The sequence below is a fragment of the Streptomyces sp. NPDC058086 genome (assembly GCF_042885015.1).
Lineage (GTDB): Bacteria > Actinomycetota > Actinomycetes > Streptomycetales > Streptomycetaceae > Streptomyces.
The window spans coordinates 104186-123789 of the sequence record NZ_JBHVST010000009.1; the positions used below are offsets into that span (position 1 = coordinate 104186).

Here is a 19604-nt window from a genome sequence, read left to right on the forward strand (position 1 = left end):
CGCCCGAGGTGTACGCCGGTGTCGACATCGGCGGTACGACCACCCAGGTCGTGCTCTGCGCGGCCGACCTCACCGTCGTCGACTCGGTGGAGGTGCCGACACCGGCGGCCGAGGGCGGAGGAGCGATGGTCCGCGCCGCGCTCGCCGCCCTGGATCTGCTCCGCGCACGCGCGGGCACGCGGCTGCTGGGCGTCGGCGTCGGCGCGGCAGGTGTTGTCGACAGCCGGGCCGGCCGCATCCTCGTGGCCAGCGACTCCTTCCACTCCTGGGCCGGGTTTCCGGTGACGGCGACGGTCGAGGACGCGCTCGGCGTACCGGCCTTCCTCGACAACGACGTCAACGCCTTCCTGCGCGGCGAGGTCGCGAAGGGAGCTGTCGAGGGCGAGTCCGCCGCACTTGGGATGACGCTCGGCACCGGGGTCGGGGGCGCGCTGTGGCTGGACGGCGCGCTGTTCGAAGGGGCGCACGGGGCGGCGGGCGAGATCGGCCACCTCCCCGGTTTCGGTGACCTGCCGTGCACCTGCGGCGGCCGTGGCCACCTGGAGACGCTCGCCTCCGGCCGCTCCCTCGCGGCGCGCTACGGCGAGCGGACGGGGCGCTCCCTGACCGCCCGGGGCATCGCCGAGGCGGCGGTGGACGGCGACCCCGACGCGCTCGCCGTCTACGAGGCCGCGGGGGCGGGCGTCGCCCGCGCGATCCTGATCACGGCGGGCCTGGTCGACCTCACGACCTTCGTGATCGGCGGCGGGGTCAGCCGGGCCTGGGACCTCCTCGAACCGTCGATCGGTGCCGTGCTCGCCGCCGAGCCGCCGGTCAGCGGACAGCCGATCCGGGTCGTACGGTCCCGGCTGGGGAGCCGTGCGGTGGCGATCGGCGCGGCGTCCCGGGCGCGGACGGAACTCGTGGCGGTGACAAGGGTGTAGGGGGCGGGGTGGGTAACTGCTGTTGACCGGTGGGTGAGTTGACGGCCAACGCTCCTTCATTGGTCTGTACATGACGGCAGTTGACGGGTCAGACTGTGCGCCGAAACCCGCCCCCCACCGAGGAGCACCTCATGCGCAAGCCCGCCCGGCAACGTTGTCACGCCGCCCTGGCCGGACTCGTCACCCTCGCCACGGCCGCCGTGCTGTCCGTAGCCGTCACCACGCCCGCCGCGGCCGCCGACACCTGGACCGAGGTGGGCTCCGACCGTGCCGACCCGCTGACCGAGAGCCAGGGCCTGGCCTCGGTCGAGGTCCCGGCCGGCAGCCCCAACCACTACACCGGGATCGGCACCATCCCGATCGGCGTCAGCAGCCGCGGCTGGAACCACGTCGGCGACCCGGACGCCTCCTACAACGGCTACTACGTCGAGCCGTACCAGAGCGACTCCGGCAGCTCCAAGATGTTCCGGGTGCAGGCGCCCGGCGGCGCCTGGTCGGAGTACGTCCACGCGCTGAGCCCCGGCGAGGCCCTGAACAACTCCTTCGACACCATCTCCCCGGACGGCCAGTGGATGGTGTCGGGGGAGTGGGGCACGATGACGCGGCTGCTGGTGTTCCCGACCCCCGGCGTGAACGCGAGCACCTCCCCCTCGGCCAACCTTCCGCAGGCCTCCACCATCAACCTCGACCACGCCGTCCGTGACGTCCAGGGCTGCGACTTCGTCACCGCGACCCAGCTGCTGTGCTCCTCCGACGACCCGGCGGGCACCCTCTTCGGCATCACCAAGCCGCTGCTGCAGATCGACCTGTCCGCCGCCCCGAGTGGCAGCGGCGACGTGACGGGCCATGTCACCGCCCTGCGTCAGCTCCCGCTGCGCAGCTCCTGCTCGGGCACCTTCGAGGCCGAGGGCATCGACTACGACCGGCGCACCGGCACACTGCGTGTGATCGTCGTGTCGCCCGGTTTCTGCGTCCTGACCGACAGCAAGACCTACCGGTTCACCAAGAGCTGAGCGTCCGTACCCGGGGCGTGACACGGACAGCGAAGGGAGCATAGGCGTTCGAGGTGGGGGAGGTCTAAGGTCGGAAGCAGAACCAGAGAAATGGGGAGGCGGCCGACAGTGGTGCAGGACGAGGCCGTGATCGGCTGTACCGGGGAGCTGCTCATCGGCACACGGGGAACCGCCGGTCCCGGCGAGATCCTTGTGCGGGTCAGAGGCGGATCCGAGACCTTCCTCGCCTGGTCGCAGGAGCCCCTGCCCGTGGGGGCGACCGTGCTCGTGGTCGAATCCCGCGGATGCCGTGAGGTCGACGTCATCCGCTGGGTCGATCCGCTGGACGCGTTGGACGGCGACGCCGTCGACGCCGGTTAAGGAGAAAACAGGATGTTCGGTTACCGCGTTCCCGCTCCCGACGAGGCGATGCTGATCTCGGGAGGCAGGCGGGGACTGGGGGGCGCGCCGTTCCGAGTGGTGACGGGGCACGGAAAATTCGTGCTGCCCGTCTTCCGCAAGACCCGCTTCCTCACACTGTCGATGTGTGAGGCCGAGGTCACCGAGACCTGCGTCACCAGGCAGGGCATCGCGCTGCACGTCCGCGCCGTCATCGCCTTCAAGGTCGGCAACGACACCGAGAGCATCATCAACGCCGGTCAGCGCTTCCTCTCCGACCAGGAACAGATGTCGGTGCTGACCGGCCGGATCTTCGCCGGTCATCTGCGCGCCATCATCGGCTCGATGACCGTCGAGGAGATCGTCACCGAGCGGCAGAAGCTCGCCGCGGAGGTCTTGGACACCTCGAAGGTCGAGATGGCGAAGATCGGCCTGATCGTGGACTCGCTGCAGATCCAGTCGATCGACGACGGTGACACCGGTTACATCGCGGCCATGTCCGCACCGCACAAGGCGGCCATCCAGCGGCAGGCCCAGATCGCGCAGGCCCAGGCGACCCAGGCCTCGGTCGAGGCGGAGCAGGTGGCCGCGCGCAACCAGGCCGAGTACGCCCGCCAGACCGCGATCGTGAAGGCGGAGTACTCGGCCGAGGTGGACCGCGCGCAGGCGCAGGCCGCCCAGGCCGGACCGCTGGCCCAGGCGCACGCCCAGCAGGAGGTGCTCGCCGCGCAGACCGAACTGGCACAGCGGGCGGCCCAGTTGCGTCAGCAGCAGCTCGTCGCCGAGATCGTCAAGCCGGCCGAGGCCGAGGCGGAGCGGATCAAGGTGCTCGCCATCGCCGACGCGGAACGCATGAAGATCCAGGCCGAGGCCGCCGCCTCGCACGACCGCGTGGCGCTCGACCGGATGCTGATCGACCAGCTCCCGCTGATCGTGAAGGAGGCCGCGGGCGGTCTCGCCGGCGCCAACGTCAACGTCCTGAACGGCGCGGACGGACTGGGTGAGATCGCCGCCGGGCTGGTCGCCCAGGGCCTGACGATCCTGGACTCGGTCCGCCAGAACCTGAACGGCCAGAACTCGGGCGACCAGAAGTCCGGGGGTCGTTCGGAGAAGACGGAAGGACTGCTGGAGCTCCAGAGCTACCGGCGGACCCCGGAACAGCAGGACAGGGACGGGAACGAGCCGGAGGGCGGCCCGTCCTCGACGACCTGACCGGAAGTCCCCCTACCGCAACGGCGCGGGTACCCGGTTCGGTGCGGCGGTGGACGAGTGACGGAGTGAAGCGGCCGCCGTTCCCTGGGGACGGCGGCACGCTCCCACCGGAGCGTTACACCGGTATTGACGACCCGTCAGGAAAGCCATCCGGTGGAGCTGTTCCCGGGCGGAAGAGACGGGGGCAGAGCGCGCGGGCCGGGGACCGGAGCGCCGGGTGGTCTCGGGAGGAGACCGCCCGACGAGGGATCCCTGTTGAGGATCCATTCGAGTTCGCGCTGGATCCTGCGGGCCTCGTTGCGGACCTGCAGCGGTATGTCCCCTCGTTCGGAGATCAGTTGGGCGTAGATCGGTGCGTCGTGCACAGGTGGTGCTTCTCCTCGGGTCTGGTGCCTTCCCTCTACGGTAAGGCCGCGGCGGTACCGCGGGACTCATCCTCCCAGTTCGGCCAGAACCGGAAGCACCTGACCAAGGAATGACACCTTCCCCCCGCAGCCGTGGGTGTCCCTACGAGTCATTGGCGCTCGACGGACCGAACAACTCGATCTCGGCTATGGAGACCTGCTTGTCCCGGGCGGTGCCATAGGCCGAGCGGATGATGAAACGGACCGCCGTGACATCACCCACGCGGAACTTACGCTGCTGACCGCCCGCAACCTGGTCAAGGGTGAGGAAGCGGGTGCTCGTCTTGCCGTTCGCCGTGGTGATCCGGGCCTCGATACGGTGCGGCAGCGCCGACTTCGTGAGCTGGTCCGGGCGGGCGGACGTGCCCGAGGTGATGATCACGTCCAGCAGCCGGGTGGGCTGTTCGAAGCGGGCCTCCAGCCACTCGCCGTCCCCGGACTCCGAGACGCCGGGTCCCCACCAGGTGTTGTTGAGCTTGTCGAAGGCGAGCCCCGCGCCGTGACCGGCGAAGGAACGGGACGCCTTCACGTGGTCCGGGCCGACCGGGACCCGCTTGGCGAAGTGGTCCTTCACCGCCTGCACGGCCGTACCGGTGTTCATCACGGCGAACACCAGCAGACCGAGCACCACCGCGCCGACCACCCAGTTCATGACGCGTCCGAAGCCCCGCCGCAGTCGGGGCCGGTCCCCGGCCCACGGCACCTCACCGTTGCGGGAGTTGAGCACCCGACGCCACCAGGGCAGAGGGCCCGGCGCCTGCTGTTCCCCGGCCATGGACAGCGCGCAACGCCCGCAGAAGTGCCGGTCCGGCCGGTTGGGAGTGGCGCACCAGGGGCAGGGCACACCCCCGTCCGCACCGGGCTCCGCGACCGGGGTACGGACCTGTGGGCGGCTCGCCGCGGGGCGGCCGGGCAGCACGGGCGCAACCGACGGCGCGACCCGCGGTTCCGGATCCGCCACCGGCACCAGCAGGGACCTGGCCCGCTCGGCCGCGGAGTCCCGGTCGGGGGCGGCGGAAGGCAGGGGCTCGGTGGCCGCGGTCTCGTCCGGCCGCGCGGGAGCGGCCGGTACGGAGCCGTGGGAGGCGACGGGGGCCGGGTGGGGACGCGCGGTGTCGTCGCTCATCGGGCTCGGATCCGCCGCGTCACCGGATACCGGCGGACTGGGGGCCGACGCGTCCGGTCCGCTGTCGACGGCATCGTCCTCGTGCGGGTCGCGTGCGGGTCGCGCGGTGCCCGCCCTGTCGGCGCCCACGGTGTCCGCCTCCGCGATGGAGCCCGCCGTGTCGTGCGCCGTACGAGCCGTTCCCGTACCGGCGCCCGGTCGTGCGAACGCGTCCCAGCCCGGCTCGCTCTCGGCCGACCCGGCGGGATCCGCCGCCCGGGAGCCTTGGTCGCCGGCCGTCGGCGCCGCCGTCTCGTCGGCGGCGGCCGCGGGACGACGGGTCCGGGCCGCGACCCCCGCCGGAGCCGGGGCCCCGGCCCAGTCGAGCACCGCGCCGCAGGCGTCGCAGAAGGACTGGCCGGGCTCCGCCCGGGTGCCGCACTCGGCGCAGGCCGGGGCACGCCCGGGGCCGGTGCCTGGGGTCTGGGTGGTCATTTCTCGGGGATCCTTTCGGCGGCGGTCACCTGGACCGTGTAGGGCATGTGGGCGGGACGGGCGGCCGCCACGAGGTTCTCCAGCCGGTACTCGTCCGCCGGGGTCGGCTCGGGCAGCCGCAGCGTGACGTGCAGGCGGGGGCGGCGGTCGCCGGGGACCGGGCCGAGCGGACGCGGGTCCCAGGCGGCGGCGCCGCTCTCGGTGATCTCCGGCTCGACACCGAAGGCGAGGCGTACCGCTTCGGACAGGCCGCGGCGGGTGCCTCGTACGCGATGCAGGTACGCGGCGGCGGCGACGGCCGCGCGCAGCCGCGCGTCCGGTTCCGTGCCGTCGACCTCGGCGCCGACCCAGGTGCCCAGCCAGCGGGTGAAGTCGGCCGGTGCGAGCGCCGGGTCGAAGTAGGTGTGCAGACAGTCGAGGGCCAGCAGGATCGGTGCGACCACCTCGTCAAGCCCCGCGACGAAGCGCAGCGCCAGGTCGTCGTCGGCGAAGACCGCGGGGAGCATGCCGCCGATCGGCGCCGAGGACTCCAGGCCGTCGATGGAGCCCCTCATGAGCCGTCTCCGATGACGCGGACCCGGTGGTCGAAGGAGAACACCAGCGAGGGGGCTTCCAGGTCGATCCGGTCGGTCGGGTCGCCGCGCTTGCCGGTCAGCGGGTCGGCGGGGTGGAGCTGCACCGCGTCGACGAGTTCGACGCCTGGCACGCGTTGCAGCACCGCGAAGACCTCGCCCGCCTGCACGGGTCGGCCGAACGGCCAGCCGGTGCCGTCCGCGCCGCCGGTGAGCGGGTCCAGATGGCGGTAGAGCGCGTCGTGGGCCTGGCGGCGCACCCGGTCGGTGTCGACCCCGCGGAAGGCGTGCACGGTCGCGACGACGGTGACGCCCTGGTAGAAGGGCGGGCCGACCGCGAGCCGGGTGCCGATCAGCCGGCGCTCGTCGAGGTGCCGCGTGATGCGCTGCAACAGGGCGTCGCCGGGCACGAGTTGCTCGAAGCGCAGCCGTCCGCCGGGGTCGGGCACGGCCTGCGGGACGACCAGGACACGGACCGCGTAGGCGCCGTGCTCGCCCTCATCGCCCTCCAGACAGGTGATACGGGCCGTCTCGGGGGCGGCGCGCCGGGCCAGTTCCTCGTAGTCGCGCAGGGTCACAGCCCGCTCCTGGGCGCGCAGCGTGATCGGCGCCCGGGTCTTCGCCTCCTCGACCGTCTCCCCTTCGACGCCGCCCCGGGCGGCTTCCCGGTTGACGACGTCGGCCACGTACGGCACCGAGCTGCGCAGCACCTGGACGGCGCCCCGGGCGACGTTCCCGGCCCGGCCGCCACCGGTGCGGTAGCGGCGGGCGCGGATCACGGCCCCCTTGGGCGCCACCGTCCCGTACTGGCGCATCGTGCCGTCGGCTTCGCGGACGGCGGGCCCGAAGGCGATCTCGCCGGTCGCCGCGTCCAGGGTGATGTGCCGGTCGGTGGGGCCGGACGCGGCGAAGTGCGGGACGACGTCCCAGTCGACCCAGCCGTCGCGCTCGGCGGTCTGCAACAGCACCGGCGGGGTGTCGCCCACGACGGGGAAGTGGGCGAGCCGCAGCCGCTGCCCGGGCAGACCGGTGGACTCGCCGAGCGCCTCGTCCTGGACGGTCTCGGCGTGGATGGCCGAGGTGGTCCCGCCGAGGGTGAACGCGTCGGCGGACCGGATGGTCGGAGACGTGGTGTAGAAGGGCTGGTCGGACAGCGGTTCGGTGACCCGGCAGCGCAGCCAGCCCGCCTCGTGACCTCCGGTGCGCGACAGTGTGTGGCCGCCCGGGACGTGCAGGACCACCTCACCGGGCCGGTTGAGGCCACCGGTGCCGTCCCGGTCCACCTCGCAGGCCGCCCAGCCGTCCTCGGTCCACGCCTCCCAGACCAGCGGCGGCTGGCGCGGATCGACACCGACACCGTCGACCCGGCTGTCGAGCTCCAGGCCCAGCGCGCAGTGCGGTACGGCGGAGGTGAGACCGAGGAGCATGCAGTCACCGGGGTTCGGTGACTCCGCGAAACACAGCACGTCCTTGCCCTCGGCGAGATCGGCGGTCCGGTCGGTGACCGCACCACCGCTCTGCTGCACGACGAGACGACTCAACGAGCAGGGAACCACGGTCAGTTCGCGTTCGGTCGCGAAGACGACGGCCTCCTCGTTCTCGGTGCGCACGGTGGCGGCCTCGGTTCCCACGGGCAGCACGATGGGCTCCTCGTGCGGTGCGGACAGCCAGAACGTGAGGTCCGTACGGGCGGCCGAGGGCGGGAACAGCGTGATGCCGACGAGGTCGAGGAACGCCAGATGGTTCTTCTCGGGGACGCGGTTGAGCCGGTAGACGATCTGGTCGGCCATGTGGGCGACCGTTTCCACGAGGGTGACGCCGGGGTCCGACACGTTGTGGTCGGTCCATTCGGGGGCGCGCTGCTGGATGTAGCGCTTGGCGTCGTCGACGAACTGCTGGAAGCGGCGGTCGTCGAGGTTCGGGGAGGGCAGTGCCATCAGCGGTCGCTTTCAAGGGAGTCGCCCGCGCCGGGGGCGTCGGGCTCCTCGTGGGATGGGATGACGTAGAACGGAAAGACCAGGCTGCGCGGGTTGTTGGTGCCGCGGATCGAATAGCGGACGTCGATGAAGAGCACGCCCTGGTCGGGACCCGCCGTCACCTCGACGTCGTTGACCTCGATCCGTGGCTCCCAGCGGTCGAGGGTGGTGTACACCTCGTGCTGGATCCGGCCCGCCGTCGCCTCGTTGACCGGCGCGAACACCAGGTCGTGTATGGCACAGCCGAACTCGGGCCGCATCGGCCGTTCGCCCGGTGCGGTGGCCAGCACCAGCCGGATGGCCTCCTCGATCTCCCGCTCCCCGCTGACCATGGCGATGCCACCGGTGGGACCGATGCGCATGGGGAACGCCCAGCCGGATCCAACGAACTGCTCGGCCATCAGAGGGCCACCCGCCTACTCCTGAAGAACGTCCCGGCCGTCACGGCAGCGGATACGGCTTGTTGTTGACCAGCACCACGCCCTGCAGGGCGAGCGTGATGGCCCGAATGCCCACATTCGCGATGGAGTTGACCTGAACGCTGCCGCCGGCGGTGAGCGTCGCGGCGCCCACCGCCTTGAGGCTGAGCGCCCCCATCGCGTCGACGGTGACCGCACCGCCGAGTGACTTGAGGTTGACCAGCCCGCGGCCCTCGATGTCGAGCGGGCCGCCGCTCTTGATGGTCAGCCTTCGGCGCGCGCTCAGAGTGAGATCGGTGCCGGCCTCGACCGACACCGACCGGCTGCCCTTGATGGTGACGGACCCCTTGCTGTCCACGGTGATCTCGGTCTTCGTGCGATCGAGATTGATGATCAGCTTGTCGTTGCCGGAGGCGATCCGCACCCCCTGCTTGCGGGCACCGGTCTGCTGGCTGAGCAGGTCCACCCGGTTGCCCTTCCGGTCGGACAGGGTGTGCCGGATCGCCTGCTTCTTCAGCCCGTCGTGCAGGGGTACGTCACTGACCACGGTCGGCTTGTCCTTGCCGTTGTAGAGGCCGCCGATGACGAACGGGTGGTCCAGGGCACCGCGGTCGAAGGCCACCAGCACCTCGTCGTTGACGTCGAACGGGAACACCCCGCCGCCGCCTTTCCCGCCGAGCTGCACGGTCCGCGTCCAGTCGCTCTCGTACGCGTCGTCCAGCCAGGGGAACTGGAGCTTGACCCGGCCCTGCTTCAGCGGGTCCTGCACATTCGTCACCAGGGCGTTGGCCACGCTCGGCAGCTTCGGCGCGGTGGCCGTGCCCCCGCCGGACGTGAGGCCGTACAGAGAGCGCCACTGGCGGCCGCTGACGGTGATCCAGGTCTGATAGTGCTCGTCGTAGCCGAAGACGTGCCGCACGGACGTCACCGTGTACTTGCCCTCGAACGGCTTGCCCACGTCGGTCAGCGTGACCGGAACACCGGGCCGCAGCTTGGGGTTGCCGAACACCATGACCTCCAGCTCGGCGAAGGAGGAGGTCACGTCCTCGGCGAGGGCCTTGGCGGCGACCTTCACCTCGGCCAGGCGGTCGAAGGGTGTGTCGGTCTCGACCAGCTTGGCGGTCTTGAACTTCTTCGCCGTCTTCTGCGGGGTGGTGCCGATGGCGAAGCCGTCGTTGGACGTGGCGGGCGACGTGGCGGTGAGCTTCTTCTTCGTCGTGACGTTCCAGCCGCGCGCCTCGGTCTTGGCGACCTGGTCGGCGGAGGTGACCGCGGCCCGGCAGCGCAGTATGTCGACGCCGCCCTGGAGGACGAAGGGGCTCTTGTCGCCGGGCATGCTGGTCGGCGGCGCGGTGGAGGCCGGGTCGGCCTTGGCGAACTGGAACTTCCCCTCGGAGTCCAGCGACATGACCACGTCGTTCTCGTCGGCGAGCCGGGCGAGGAAGTCCCAGTCGGTCACGTTGGCCTGGCTGATGAACTCGTAGACCGTCGTGGTGGGCTTGATGCCGCCCTTCCCCTTGCCGATCGGAATGCCGTTCATCGTGGCCAGCTTCTTCGCGATGTCCGCGGCCGTCTGATTGCGGTACGCGGCCACCCTGCGCTGGCGCATCAGGCGGTGGCCCATGTCGTAGCCGCGGATGACGGTGAAGGTGCCGGTGCCGTCGTAGTCGGTCTCCATACCGGTCACCTCGCCGGTCAGCAGCGGGGAGGCCGCGCCCTGGCCGTCCGCGACCGGCGCGAGTGTCACCGGCGTGCCGCACTGGATGCGGAGTTCGCCGAGCACCAGCCGGTCCGGGTCGCGGAAGGTCAGCCGGAACGCGGCCGGCACCCCCGCCCCGAGGTCGACCCAGCAGCCGACGAGGTCGGAGGCGATCTTCTCCGGAACCGGACTGCCGTCCACGGTCACGTGGACGACGTTGGAGTACGAAGGCTGGACCATCAGAAACCCACCTCTTCGGCGGCGGGCAGCACGAGCTCGGTGCCGTTCGACAGCCGGTTCGGGTCGTCGATGCCGTTCGCCTCGGCGATCGCCCGCCAGGCCGCCGCGTTCCCGTACTCCCGCCACGCCAACGACTGGAGCGAGTCCCCGGCGACGACCCGGTGCACACGCTGCGCGGTGAGCGCGCCCGACGTCGGGTTCTGTCCCTTGGTCTTGCTGGGAATCTCGTGCAGATGCACCTGACAGGTGGCGCGGATCGGCACGCCCGTCGTGCCGAACAGGGAGTAACTGGCGTCCACCGAGCTGACGTACGCCGTGAACCGCGCGGTCGAGAACGACCCCCACTGGAACACCACCCACGGAGTGGACGGCTGCTTGGCGGCGATGCTCTTCTCCGTCACCTCGCAGCAGGAGAACAGCGACTCGACCTTCTTGAGCACCGAGTTGCTGGTCGGGTCGTCGGACGAGTCGAGGAAGATCTCGACGGTCATCTCTTGGGGCTCGGGCCCCATGAACTCCGGGAGTGAGCCCTTCCGTACGGCCGCGGTCGGGGTGGTCTTCCAGCGGGCGCGACGGCTGAGTGAGAGCGTCGAGGGGTTGAAGTCGAAGTTGAACGTCTTGATCAACGCGCCCGGAGTGGTGCTGCGGCCGATGGGCGGCTCGTGAATGGCCAGCGAGGCCCTCACCAGACTCTTGCCCGCGCCGCCCTTTCCTGACTTGCCTGCCATGTTCTTCGCCGTTCCCTAGTCCGTGAACCCGTGGTGGGTGATTTCCAGCACCTCCGTGGCCACGGCCGGGCTGGCCGGGTCCAGGGAGGGCCCCTGCCAACTGACCGGGAGCACGTCCAGCAGACCCCAGCGGGCCACCTCCGATCCGTCCGCGCGCAACGCCGCGATCTGCGCGGTCGGCCGCTTGACCCCCGTGGTCACGGAGGACACCCAGGCCGCGACCTTCGCGGTGTCCGGCGTCAGCGGGCGGGTCAGCCGGATATTGGAGAAGGTCACGCGGGACGGAAGCTGCCACACGAACCCGTTGTTGCCGCCCTCCTGGCGCTGCTCGATCTCCACCTGTGACGAGAGTCCTTCACACCCGTTGAAGTAACCGAGGCTCTCGCCGTCGATGGTCAGGGTGAAGAAGATGGTGGAGCCCGGGTCTCGATCGGTGGCCATCGGAGATCGGCCTTTCTTGGGGTGTCGTACGGGTGGTGGAGGTCAGCGACGGGGATCGCGCAACTTGCCGATCCGCTCCCGTTCGAGGCGGAGTTCGGTCCGCAGCAAGCGGGTGATCGGACCGGCCAACTTGTGTGTCAGCTCGTCGATCTGACCCTGGGTCAGAGATCGGGGATCGAAATCGACGGGGGTGTACGTGGGCGGAGCCTCTTCGCGCTCGGCGTGCGAGGGCAGCGGCCGGTGGGGCGGCTCGGTCGCGGAGTACGGGGGCGGGGGGCCGCTCGGCGGCGGTGACGAGGCGGGTGAGTACGCGGGAGGGGACATCGGGTTGACGACCCGCTGGACTGAGGGGAGGGCTGGGGGCACGGCGGTGGTGGGTGCGGGTGCGGGTGCGATGGTGGCGGGTGCGGGAAGTACGGGAGGTGCGGGAGGTGCGGGAGGTACGGGGGAGGCGGTGGAGGAGCGCTGTACCGGCAGGGATACGGGTGGGGCGGCGGGGGCTGCCTTGAGGGGGACGGCCGCTCGGGGGGTGGGGCTCGCGGAATTCGTCGGGGGCGCTGGGGGCGTTGAGTGCGCTGGGGCCGTCGAGTTCGTGGGCTGGATCGGTTGCATCGGTTGCGCCGGTCGCGCCGGCTCTGCCGGAAGGGGGAGCCCGTCCGACGGTCGAGACGTGGGCGTGCTCGGAGTGGATGAACGCTGTACGACGGGGGTGGCGCTGTGCGTCGCGGGGGGCGTGAGACCCGGGGAAACGTCTCCGGAGGGTGCCTGTTGCGGCGGAGCGGGCTCGGAGGTGACTCGCTGGACGACGGGGGCACCGAGGCCGAGACGGCGTGGGGTCGTGGCGTAGGAGCGAGGAGCGCGGTGCCGCTTCGCGGACACCTGGGGTTGGGGTGCGGGTGTCGAGGTCTCGGGCTGCCGAACTGCCGAGCGCTGCACTACGGGCTCGACGGGCACGACGACATTCGTAGGGGCGATGCCGAGATGCTCAGGAGCAGGAGCAGGAGCAGGAGCAGGAGCAGGAGCAGGAGCGGAAGCGGAAGCCGGAACGGATGCGCGAGGGGCGAGCGGTCCCATGGCGCCCGTGGGTGTTACCGGCGGCGAACTCGCATCGGGCAGCGGTGCCGGGGGAGTCGAGGAGGCAACGCGCTGGACCGCAGGGACAGTTGCCGTCGGTGAGCTCGGCGTCGACGGCTTCGCGGGGCCTGCGGAGGCCGGGCTGCGTCGCGCCGACGGGCCGCTCGCACCGGTGCCGGGTTGAGCAAGGGGGACGGTGGCAAGGCGCCGGAGGACCGGAGCACCGGCGCCGGGCGCCTCGGGACCGCGCGCTGCCGGACCGCCGTGGGCACCGGCGACGGACGGTTGCGACACCGCCCGCTGCACCACGGCACCGGCGCCACCGGGCGCCCTGGTCGACGAAGGTGCCGTTCCCGGTGTCTCAGACGACCGGCGTATCGGACGGGGTACGAGACTGCCGCCGGGCACGGGAAGGGCCCCGGCTGCCGAGGAACGCTGTACGGCCGGGGTCGGGACCGAAGCCGGTCCGGCGACGACCCCACCGGGGCCGATGGACGCGCCCTCTGACTGGCCGGCTGCTCCTGCCGACCCGGGCCCGTCGGCACGCTGCGCCGACGGGCCACTACCAGAGCCGCCACCGGAGCCGCCGGAACGGGACCCGCTCCGGCCGTTGTCGGCTGATGTGGCGCGCCGCAGCGGTACGGCCGCGGGAGCGGTACGGCGCTGTACGGCGACGGCAGGAGGCGTGGAGGGCAGCAGTGAGGTCAGTGCGCGTGCGGGAGCGAGCGCGCGCACCGGTGGACGCGCCGGCGACGGCGGGGAGGCGGGAGCGGCCGGTTCCCCGCCACCGTCCTGCCGGGGGGCCATGGGCCCACTGCCCGCCGGGCTCTGCGCCGTGCCCTCCGCCGCACTCGTACGTTCCTGAGCGCGAGGTTCTGCCACGACGGCCCGCTGTACGACAGGGCTGCCCACCGTGGCCGTCCCTGACGCGGCGGAACCTGCCGGAGCCGGAGCCGGAGCCGGAGCCGGAGCCGGAGCCGGAGCCGGAGCCGCAGTCGGGGAAGATACCGCACGCTGAACAGGCAGGTCCCCGGACGGGGCTCCCGGCTCGGGAATCTCCAGTCGAGACGGCGCCCCACCTGATGACGACGATCCCGAAGCCGGCATCCCTGGCTCTGGGGACGGCGTCCCGGGAGACGTCGTCGCGGAGGGGACGGGGCGAGTCGTCGCACCGCTGTGTGGGGCCGGTCGTCCTGTTGGGGTTCCCGTCGCCCGCTGCACCGGGCGTTGTACCGGCGTCGCGTGCGACGGCGGAGTGGACAAGGGGGCGCCCAGCCCCGAGCGTCGACGCGGGGGACCAGTCGGGCTGCCGCCCCGAGTCACCGGAGCCGCTGGAGCGGTCGGTGCCGTCGGTGCTGCCGGAAGGGGGGACGCCGGTACGGATGCCTCGGCCGACGGCTCGTCACCGACGGAGGGCGCCGCGAGCCCCGTACGTCCGGAAACGCCCGACGTACTCCGCGTACTCCGCTGGACCGGAAGATCGGATCCGGCGGCAGAACCGTCGCGCGATGGCGACACGGAGACGGGAGGGGCGACCGGGCCGGCGGAGGCAGCCGGTGTCCCGGAACGCGGGAGCGTGGCGGCGGGGGCCGAAGCCCGGGGAGCAGTGTCCGATGTCCGGGAAACACCCACCGAAGCGTCAGAACCGGCCGACGTTCCGCCACCACCACTGTCAGGGCCGCTACCACCACTAGCACTGGCGCCGTCATTGCCGCCGCCACCAGTGGCCGGGACGGTGAAGGCAGGCGCCGACGGCGGCTGCGGTACGGAGTGCTGCTGAGGTACAGACTGCTGAGGTACGGGCGGCAACGGCGTGGACGGCTTCATCGCCGGCAGAGCCCGGCGCTGTACGGCGGGCCTGGCCGGTGCCTTGGTCAGCGAGGTCGGCGGTGTGGCCCGGGGAACGGCGGGCGTCACGCGTGGGCCCGCCGGGCCGAGGGCCGCGACGGGGGAACTCATGCGCTGCACGGGCAGCGCGCCGGTCCCCTCGCCCGATTCGACGGGGGAGGCCACCGGCAGCGAGAGCGAGGGCAGTTCGAGCCCGGAGGCGGGTCCCACTGGGGCGGCGAGAAGGCCCTTGACCAGTCCGCCGGGAGCGCCGTCGAGGACGGCGTGCGACAGCGTGCCGGTGAAGGAGGGGTTCTGCCAGGTCGTCAGCCGGCCGCCGAACCCGGCGTCGGCGACGGAGCCCGGCCGGTCCGTGGCGCGCTGGATCGGCGGCAGCGCGGGCCAGGCGGCAGGCCGGACCACGCGCGCACCGGCTGCCTGCCCCGCACCGCCCGCCGTGGACGTATCGCTCGCCCCGGCTTCCGTACCGCCGGCCGGAGCCGAAGCATCCGCCGGTCCGGAAGCGGACGCGGTGGCGGAACCGCTGCCGGACCCCCGCTCAGGTCCGCCGCCCCGCAGCCGATCAAAAAGCCCCACGCCGTGTCACCCTTCTCCGGCGCCGCGGTTGACGAGTGCCGCGATCTGTTCCGTGTAGCCGCGCCGGTCGCGGTGTTCGAGATCCAGGATGGTCTCCAGGCTCCAGTGGAAGTGATAGGCGATGTACGCGATCTCCTCCTGGATGCGGTCGGTCGCGTACGTCACGATTCCCCCAGGCGGCTCCCGCCGAGTTCGACCTCGAACGGCTCCTCGCAGTGCGGGCAGGTCACGGCGGCACGGGTGTGGCCCTCCGCGTTGACCTGGCGGTAGAAGTCCTGCAGGAAGGCGAGGTCCGAGGCGAACATGTTCTCCACCACCCCGTCGTGCACCAGCGGAAGCGTGCCGAGCCGGGTGATGACCCGGCCGAGCAGCACGACCGACAGGTACGCCGGGTTCTCCTGCACCCGCATGTCCCGCAAGGGGACCAGCTCGTCGCGGGCGGTGGCGAGCCGCATCACGCCGTGCCGGTGCACGGTGCCGGAGTCGTCCACGTACCCGCGCGGCAGCTCGAACTCGAACTCGGTGCGCAGCGGTTGCACGGCTGCGGCCGGGGCTGCGGCCGGGGCCGGAGCAGCGGTCTGCTCCGGCCCCGGTTCGGCGACGGCCGCAGCCGCCGCCCTGGGAGCCGTACGGCGCATTACTCGATGACCAGTTCTTCGAAGGTGATCGTCACGGTCTCGGTGAGCGCGGAGGCCTCGCCGGCCTTCACGGTGCTGGTGTCGATCTTGCTGCACCAGGCGTTGCGCATGTTGTACCGCTTGACCGGGTTGTTCATGTAGTCCATCACCATGATGGTGGCGTTCTTGCGGGCGGTGCTCATCTGACCGGCGACGGACTCGGTGATCCACTGGTTGAAGGCCGCCGACTGCGTCATACCGCGGACGACCGTGCAGGTGCCGGCCTTCTTCACGCCCGGCAGCTTCTTCGTGACGGGGATGCCCTGAGAGGAGACCTGCTGGTACTCGATGACGTCCTGCTCGATGCTGAGGCCGCTGACCTCCGCGAGGTACTCGACCATCACACCGTCGATCTGGAGGCCGAAATTGTGTGAAGTAAGGGCGTCACCCGGCTGGAGACTCATCTGTTCTCTGTCCTTCTAGGTTTCTTTGGCGTACGGGGCGGAGCTGGTGGCCGATGGCCGAGAGGGCGGTACTACTCCTCCAACTCGCCGCTGCCGCTGGAGAACTGGGCCAGCCGGAAGATCACGAACTCGGCGGGCTTGACCGGCGCGATGCCGATCTCACAGATGACGCGGCCGAGGTCGACCGACTCCGGCGGGTTGGTCTCCTCGTCACACTTGACGTAGTACGCCTCCTCCGGCCGCGAGCCGAAGAGGGCGCCGTTGCGCCACTCGTTGACCAGGAAGGCGGAGACATTGCGCCGGATCCGGGCCCACAGGGCGTGGTCGTTCGGCTCGAACACCACCCACTGGGTGCCGATCAGGATCGACTCCTCCAGGTAGTTGAAGTACCGGCGGATGTTGAGGTAGCGCCAGGCCGGGTCGGAGGACATGGTGCGGGCACCCCAGACGCGGATGCCGCGGCCCGGGAAGGCGCGGATGCAGTTGACGCCGATGGGGTTGAGCAGGTCCTGCTCGCCACGGGTGATCTGGAGCTCCAGGTCCACCGCTCCGCGTACGACCTCGTTGGCGGGCGCCTTGTGCACACCGCGCTCGGAGTCGTTGCGGGCCCAGATGCCGGCGACGTGGCCGCTCGGCGGGATCAGCCGGGACTGGCCGCTGGCCGGGTCGAAGGCCTTGACCCAGGGGTAGTAGAGGGCGGCGTACTTGGAGTCGTAGCCGGCCGTCTCCTGGCGCCACACCCGGATCTGACGTGCGTTGAGACCCGGCGGCGGGTCGATGACCGCGACCCGGTCGCCCATCAGCTCGCAGTGCGCGATCAGGCCGAGCTGGACGGCCTTGACGGCCTCCAGGTCGATGGCGCCGCGCTGGTAGGCGGCCATCAGGTCGGGGACGGCGACCATCGAGACCTCGTCCACGGCCTCCAGGCCGCCGAAGCCGGTGCGGTCGGCGGAGTCGCCGAGGTACTGGGCGGGGCCGGGGTGGCCGTTGTCCGTGGTGGCCGGGACGGCGGGGGCGGAGGCGGACGGGGCGGCGAGCGCCACCGTCTGGTTGTCGGGGCGCGCCAGCTGGGCGGCGGGCGCGGCCTCCTGCACGGCGATGAGCTTGGAACGCTCCTTCACCTGGGTGACCACGTAGTTGCGACCGCCCTTCTTGGCGGTCACGTCGAAGGTCTCGGCGACCTTGTCGCCGTCCTTGACGATCAGCTTGAACCGCTCGGCCGGGCCCTCGCCCTCGGGGTCGGCGACCTCGACGCTCAGCGAGCCGCCCGCGACGGCGCTCACCGAGAACGTGCCGAGCTGCTTGGGCTCGCCCGGCGGCAGCGCGGCCTGCGCGCCGGAGCCGGTCACCGCGGCGGGGGCCGCGGAGTCGCCCGAGGCGCCGCCGGGCGTTCCGCCGACCCGGACGACATAGGCGGCGCTGCCACCGTTGTTGAAGAAGCCGTAGACGGAGTGCGCGAGGTAGTACCCGTCGGTGAACTCACCGAAGGCCGCCACGTACTGCGTCCAGTTGGTCACCAGTGTCGGCTCGTTCAGGGGGCCGATCGGGGCGAGCCCGACGAAGGCCGCCACCGAGGTGCCCACGCCCTCGATCGGACGCGAGCCGCTGGCCACCTCCTCGACGTAGACGCCCGGCGACAGGTAGGACGGCATGCTCTGCTCTCCTCGGGGTACGAGATGGGACGTCACTCACCCTCACGCGCGAAGCGCGTCCCCCGAAACGTCCTGCCGTACCTGTTCGCGGGCACCGTTGTTGCCCGCAGGGGCAATCGCCCTGACTGTCTGCCCCCACAGCCATCCGTGCTGCCCCCGCGGCTGCCCGTGCGACTCTCCCGATGTACGCCGTAGGGGAGTATCGCTGAGAGGCCAACCGTGGAGGGAGCATCATGCGCGCGCAGGAATCAGAGGTCGGCCGAGCCGGCGACCAGGACAAGGTCCGCCGGTCCGCCGCGGTGAACACCCCCGCGCATCAGCTCTTGTCGCTCCAGCGCATGGCGGGCAACGCGGCAGTGGCCCGGGCCGTCGCGGAGGAGCAGCACGCCCACGACGCGAACTGCGGACACGGCCCGTCGGTCCAGAGGTCGGCGGTGCACCAGGTCCTGCGCTCCCCGGGCCGTCCGCTGGACGCCCCGCTGCAGACGGAGATGGAGGCCCGGTTCGGCGAGGGCGCCGACTTCAGCGGCGTACGCGTGCACACGGACGCGGTGGCGCAGCGCTCCGCGGCCGAGATCGGCGCGAAGGCATACACCTCCGGCTCCAACGTGGTGTGGGACGGCCAGGACAAGCACGTCCTCGCCCACGAACTCGACCACTACCGCCAGCAGTTGGCGGGACCCGTACCAGGTACCGACAACGGCTCGGGGGTCAAGGTGTCCGACCCGAACGACTGGGCCGAGAGGGCGGCGGAGGAGACCTCGCGCCGGGTGATGTCGGGCGCGGTCCCCACGCAGCGGGCCGTGGACCCCGGGGCCCGCACGGAGACGGCGGCCCCCGCGGGCGCGCCGGCCGTGCAGAGGATGACGGACCCGGTGGTGCAGCGGGTGCACACGGAACTCGCCACCACGGCCACCACGCGTACCGAGAGCGACAGCGAATACAGCTCAGAGGACGACCTCACCGCCAAGGAGGCGCAACTGCCGCCGCCCACGTCCGACAGCTCTGTCGAGCACGCGGTGGAGTCGGGCTCACACACGACGGTCGTCCTCTACCGGGGTGAGATGATGGGGAACATCCGCGCGATGGTCGAGTCGAGGTCCGCCGGTGGCGCCGCTCCCAGCGCCAACACCCCCGCCCCCACCGAGGAGCAGGCGGCGGCCCAGGTCAGCAGGGGCCGTCTGCATCCGGAGTTCACCGCGGACCGCTACATCTCGCGTCAGTTCAGTCGCCAGGGTCCGCGCGGCGTCATTGTCGTGCGCATCAACACGAAATACCTCACCAGGGGTTCGGAGAGCGAGGCGGGGTGGGTCGCCCTGAGCTCCGCTCCGGTCGAGATCGTCGCGGTGGTGGACCGCAGCGCGGGCAAGAGCACGTCCACGTCGCACGGCGTGAACGCCTCCTGAAGGACGCCGCCCGCCCTCTCTCGTACGGGGGAAGGCCGTTCGGGCAACGCGCGGGGCTCTTGCGGGCCGAGGTCTGCCCCTTGGTCCGCTGACCTGGCTCGCGCCCCGGCCATAGCGTCGACGGGGTGAGCCTTTGGACTTCGTTGGAGCCTGCCTCCAGCACTGTGGATCCCGGTGGCAGCGTCAGGGTGCGGTTGCGGTTGCGCAATACCGGTGATGTGGTGGATGAGTACCGGTTCGAGCCGGTGGGTGATGTGGCGCCCTGGGCGGTGGTGGAGCCGCAGACGCTGCGGCTCTATCCCGGGACGACGGGGACGGTGGAGTTGACGTTCTCGCCACCTCGTACTCCTGATGCGGTGGCG

At 71.4% G+C, this 19604-nt stretch carries 18 protein-coding genes and 1 pseudogene; 7 read left to right on the top strand and 12 right to left on the bottom strand.

Annotation, left to right across the window (positions count from 1 at the left end; translation table 11 throughout):
• Positions 1 to 8 precede the first annotated feature (8 nt).
• The 4 genes from ACFVWD_RS09840 (at position 9) to ACFVWD_RS09855 (ending at position 3526) form a co-directional block, all read left to right on the top strand.
• Complete coding sequence (locus ACFVWD_RS09840; protein WP_389594921.1) at positions 9 to 923, top strand: ROK family protein; 915 nt, start codon at positions 9 to 11, stop codon at positions 921 to 923.
• 131 nt (positions 924 to 1054) lie between these two features.
• Positions 1055 to 1936 (top strand): hypothetical protein, encoded by an 882-nt coding sequence (locus ACFVWD_RS09845; protein WP_389594806.1) that lies wholly within the window; start codon positions 1055 to 1057, stop codon positions 1934 to 1936.
• Between the two features lie 108 nt (positions 1937 to 2044).
• Positions 2045 to 2296, top strand: coding sequence for a hypothetical protein (locus tag ACFVWD_RS09850; RefSeq protein ID WP_389594808.1), 252 nt, complete (start codon positions 2045 to 2047; stop codon positions 2294 to 2296).
• A 12-nt stretch (positions 2297 to 2308) separates the two neighbouring features.
• Complete coding sequence (locus ACFVWD_RS09855) at positions 2309 to 3526, top strand: SPFH domain-containing protein (protein WP_389594810.1); 1218 nt, start codon at positions 2309 to 2311, stop codon at positions 3524 to 3526.
• Positions 3527 to 4033: 507 nt separating this feature from the next.
• Here the strand turns inward: ACFVWD_RS09855 and ACFVWD_RS09860 are convergent.
• From ACFVWD_RS09860 to ACFVWD_RS09895, 8 genes are read right to left on the bottom strand one after another with little or no spacing between them, the layout of a single operon-like run.
• Positions 4034 to 5530 (bottom strand): NADase-type glycan-binding domain-containing protein, encoded by a 1497-nt coding sequence (locus tag ACFVWD_RS09860; protein WP_389594812.1) that lies wholly within the window; start codon positions 5528 to 5530, stop codon positions 4034 to 4036.
• A complete protein-coding gene (locus ACFVWD_RS09865) occupies positions 5527 to 6084 on the bottom strand; it encodes a phage tail protein (RefSeq protein ID WP_389594814.1) in 558 nt (185 codons plus the stop codon). The genes ACFVWD_RS09860 and ACFVWD_RS09865 overlap by 4 nt, the downstream gene beginning before the upstream one ends.
• A complete protein-coding gene (locus tag ACFVWD_RS09870) occupies positions 6081 to 8039 on the bottom strand; it encodes a putative baseplate assembly protein (RefSeq protein ID WP_389594816.1) in 1959 nt (652 codons plus the stop codon). The genes ACFVWD_RS09865 and ACFVWD_RS09870 overlap by 4 nt, the downstream gene beginning before the upstream one ends.
• On the bottom strand, positions 8039 to 8479 hold the full coding sequence (locus ACFVWD_RS09875; protein WP_382178605.1) for a GPW/gp25 family protein: 441 nt from the start codon (positions 8477 to 8479) through the stop codon (positions 8039 to 8041). Before ACFVWD_RS09875 ends, ACFVWD_RS09870 begins: the two co-directional genes overlap by 1 nt.
• Before the next feature lie 40 nt (positions 8480 to 8519).
• The gene (locus ACFVWD_RS09880; RefSeq protein WP_389594818.1) at positions 8520 to 10436 is read right to left on the bottom strand and encodes a VgrG-related protein; all 1917 of its coding nucleotides are present in this window, start codon (positions 10434 to 10436) and stop codon (positions 8520 to 8522) included.
• Entirely contained in the window at positions 10436 to 11164 is a 729-nt protein-coding gene (locus tag ACFVWD_RS09885) for a LysM peptidoglycan-binding domain-containing protein (protein WP_382017667.1), read from the bottom strand. The genes ACFVWD_RS09880 and ACFVWD_RS09885 overlap by 1 nt, the downstream gene beginning before the upstream one ends.
• Positions 11165 to 11179: 15 nt before the next feature.
• On the bottom strand, positions 11180 to 11605 hold the full coding sequence (locus ACFVWD_RS09890; protein WP_054235291.1) for a phage tail protein: 426 nt from the start codon (positions 11603 to 11605) through the stop codon (positions 11180 to 11182).
• 42 nt (positions 11606 to 11647) lie between these two features.
• Positions 11648 to 11929 carry a hypothetical protein gene (locus tag ACFVWD_RS09895; RefSeq protein WP_389594820.1) on the bottom strand — a complete coding sequence of 94 codons (282 nt, stop codon included), beginning with the start codon at positions 11927 to 11929 and terminating at the stop codon, positions 11648 to 11650.
• A gap of 757 nt (positions 11930 to 12686) precedes the next feature.
• Between ACFVWD_RS09895 and ACFVWD_RS09900 the strand changes: the two genes are divergently transcribed.
• Complete coding sequence (locus ACFVWD_RS09900) at positions 12687 to 12863, top strand: hypothetical protein (RefSeq protein WP_389594821.1); 177 nt, start codon at positions 12687 to 12689, stop codon at positions 12861 to 12863.
• Between the two features lie 2246 nt (positions 12864 to 15109).
• Here the strand turns inward: ACFVWD_RS09900 and ACFVWD_RS09905 are convergent.
• The 4 genes from ACFVWD_RS09905 to ACFVWD_RS09920 form a co-directional block, all read right to left on the bottom strand.
• The gene (locus ACFVWD_RS09905) at positions 15110 to 15268 is read right to left on the bottom strand and encodes a DUF6760 family protein (RefSeq protein WP_095856654.1); all 159 of its coding nucleotides are present in this window, start codon (positions 15266 to 15268) and stop codon (positions 15110 to 15112) included.
• Positions 15265 to 15741 (bottom strand): hypothetical protein, encoded by a 477-nt coding sequence (locus ACFVWD_RS09910; RefSeq protein WP_389594823.1) that lies wholly within the window; start codon positions 15739 to 15741, stop codon positions 15265 to 15267. Before ACFVWD_RS09910 ends, ACFVWD_RS09905 begins: the two co-directional genes overlap by 4 nt.
• Entirely contained in the window at positions 15741 to 16184 is a 444-nt protein-coding gene (locus tag ACFVWD_RS09915; RefSeq protein WP_054230236.1) for a phage tail protein, read from the bottom strand. Before ACFVWD_RS09915 ends, ACFVWD_RS09910 begins: the two co-directional genes overlap by 1 nt.
• A gap of 71 nt (positions 16185 to 16255) precedes the next feature.
• Complete coding sequence (locus ACFVWD_RS09920; protein ID WP_385376043.1) at positions 16256 to 17836, bottom strand: phage tail sheath subtilisin-like domain-containing protein; 1581 nt, start codon at positions 17834 to 17836, stop codon at positions 16256 to 16258.
• Positions 17837 to 18069: 233 nt separating this feature from the next.
• Between ACFVWD_RS09920 and ACFVWD_RS09925 the strand changes: the two genes are divergently transcribed.
• Positions 18070 to 19242, top strand: coding sequence for a DUF4765 family protein (locus ACFVWD_RS09925; protein WP_389594826.1), 1173 nt, complete (start codon positions 18070 to 18072; stop codon positions 19240 to 19242).
• A gap of 125 nt (positions 19243 to 19367) precedes the next feature.
• Positions 19368 to 19604: pseudogene (locus ACFVWD_RS09930) on the top strand (hydrogenase expression protein); the annotation flags it as partial.

Coding starts and splice junctions, on each gene's coding strand:
- ACFVWD_RS09925 (WP_389594826.1), top strand. CDS start 18,070: ATGCGCGCGCAGGAATCAGAGGTCGGCCGAGCCGGCGACCAGGACAAG.
- ACFVWD_RS09910 (WP_389594823.1), bottom strand. CDS start 15,741: ATGCGCCGTACGGCTCCCAGGGCGGCGGCTGCGGCCGTCGCCGAACCG.
- ACFVWD_RS09865 (WP_389594814.1), bottom strand. CDS start 6,084: ATGAGGGGCTCCATCGACGGCCTGGAGTCCTCGGCGCCGATCGGCGGC.
- ACFVWD_RS09915 (WP_054230236.1), bottom strand. CDS start 16,184: ATGAGTCTCCAGCCGGGTGACGCCCTTACTTCACACAATTTCGGCCTC.
- ACFVWD_RS09875 (WP_382178605.1), bottom strand. CDS start 8,479: ATGGCCGAGCAGTTCGTTGGATCCGGCTGGGCGTTCCCCATGCGCATC.
- ACFVWD_RS09885 (WP_382017667.1), bottom strand. CDS start 11,164: ATGGCAGGCAAGTCAGGAAAGGGCGGCGCGGGCAAGAGTCTGGTGAGG.
- ACFVWD_RS09880 (WP_389594818.1), bottom strand. CDS start 10,436: ATGGTCCAGCCTTCGTACTCCAACGTCGTCCACGTGACCGTGGACGGC.
- ACFVWD_RS09860 (WP_389594812.1), bottom strand. CDS start 5,530: ATGACCACCCAGACCCCAGGCACCGGCCCCGGGCGTGCCCCGGCCTGC.
- ACFVWD_RS09920 (WP_385376043.1), bottom strand. CDS start 17,836: ATGCCGTCCTACCTGTCGCCGGGCGTCTACGTCGAGGAGGTGGCCAGC.
- ACFVWD_RS09855 (WP_389594810.1), top strand. CDS start 2,309: ATGTTCGGTTACCGCGTTCCCGCTCCCGACGAGGCGATGCTGATCTCG.
- ACFVWD_RS09895 (WP_389594820.1), bottom strand. CDS start 11,929: ATGTCCCCTCCCGCGTACTCACCCGCCTCGTCACCGCCGCCGAGCGGC.
- ACFVWD_RS09870 (WP_389594816.1), bottom strand. CDS start 8,039: ATGGCACTGCCCTCCCCGAACCTCGACGACCGCCGCTTCCAGCAGTTC.
- ACFVWD_RS09845 (WP_389594806.1), top strand. CDS start 1,055: ATGCGCAAGCCCGCCCGGCAACGTTGTCACGCCGCCCTGGCCGGACTC.
- ACFVWD_RS09890 (WP_054235291.1), bottom strand. CDS start 11,605: ATGGCCACCGATCGAGACCCGGGCTCCACCATCTTCTTCACCCTGACC.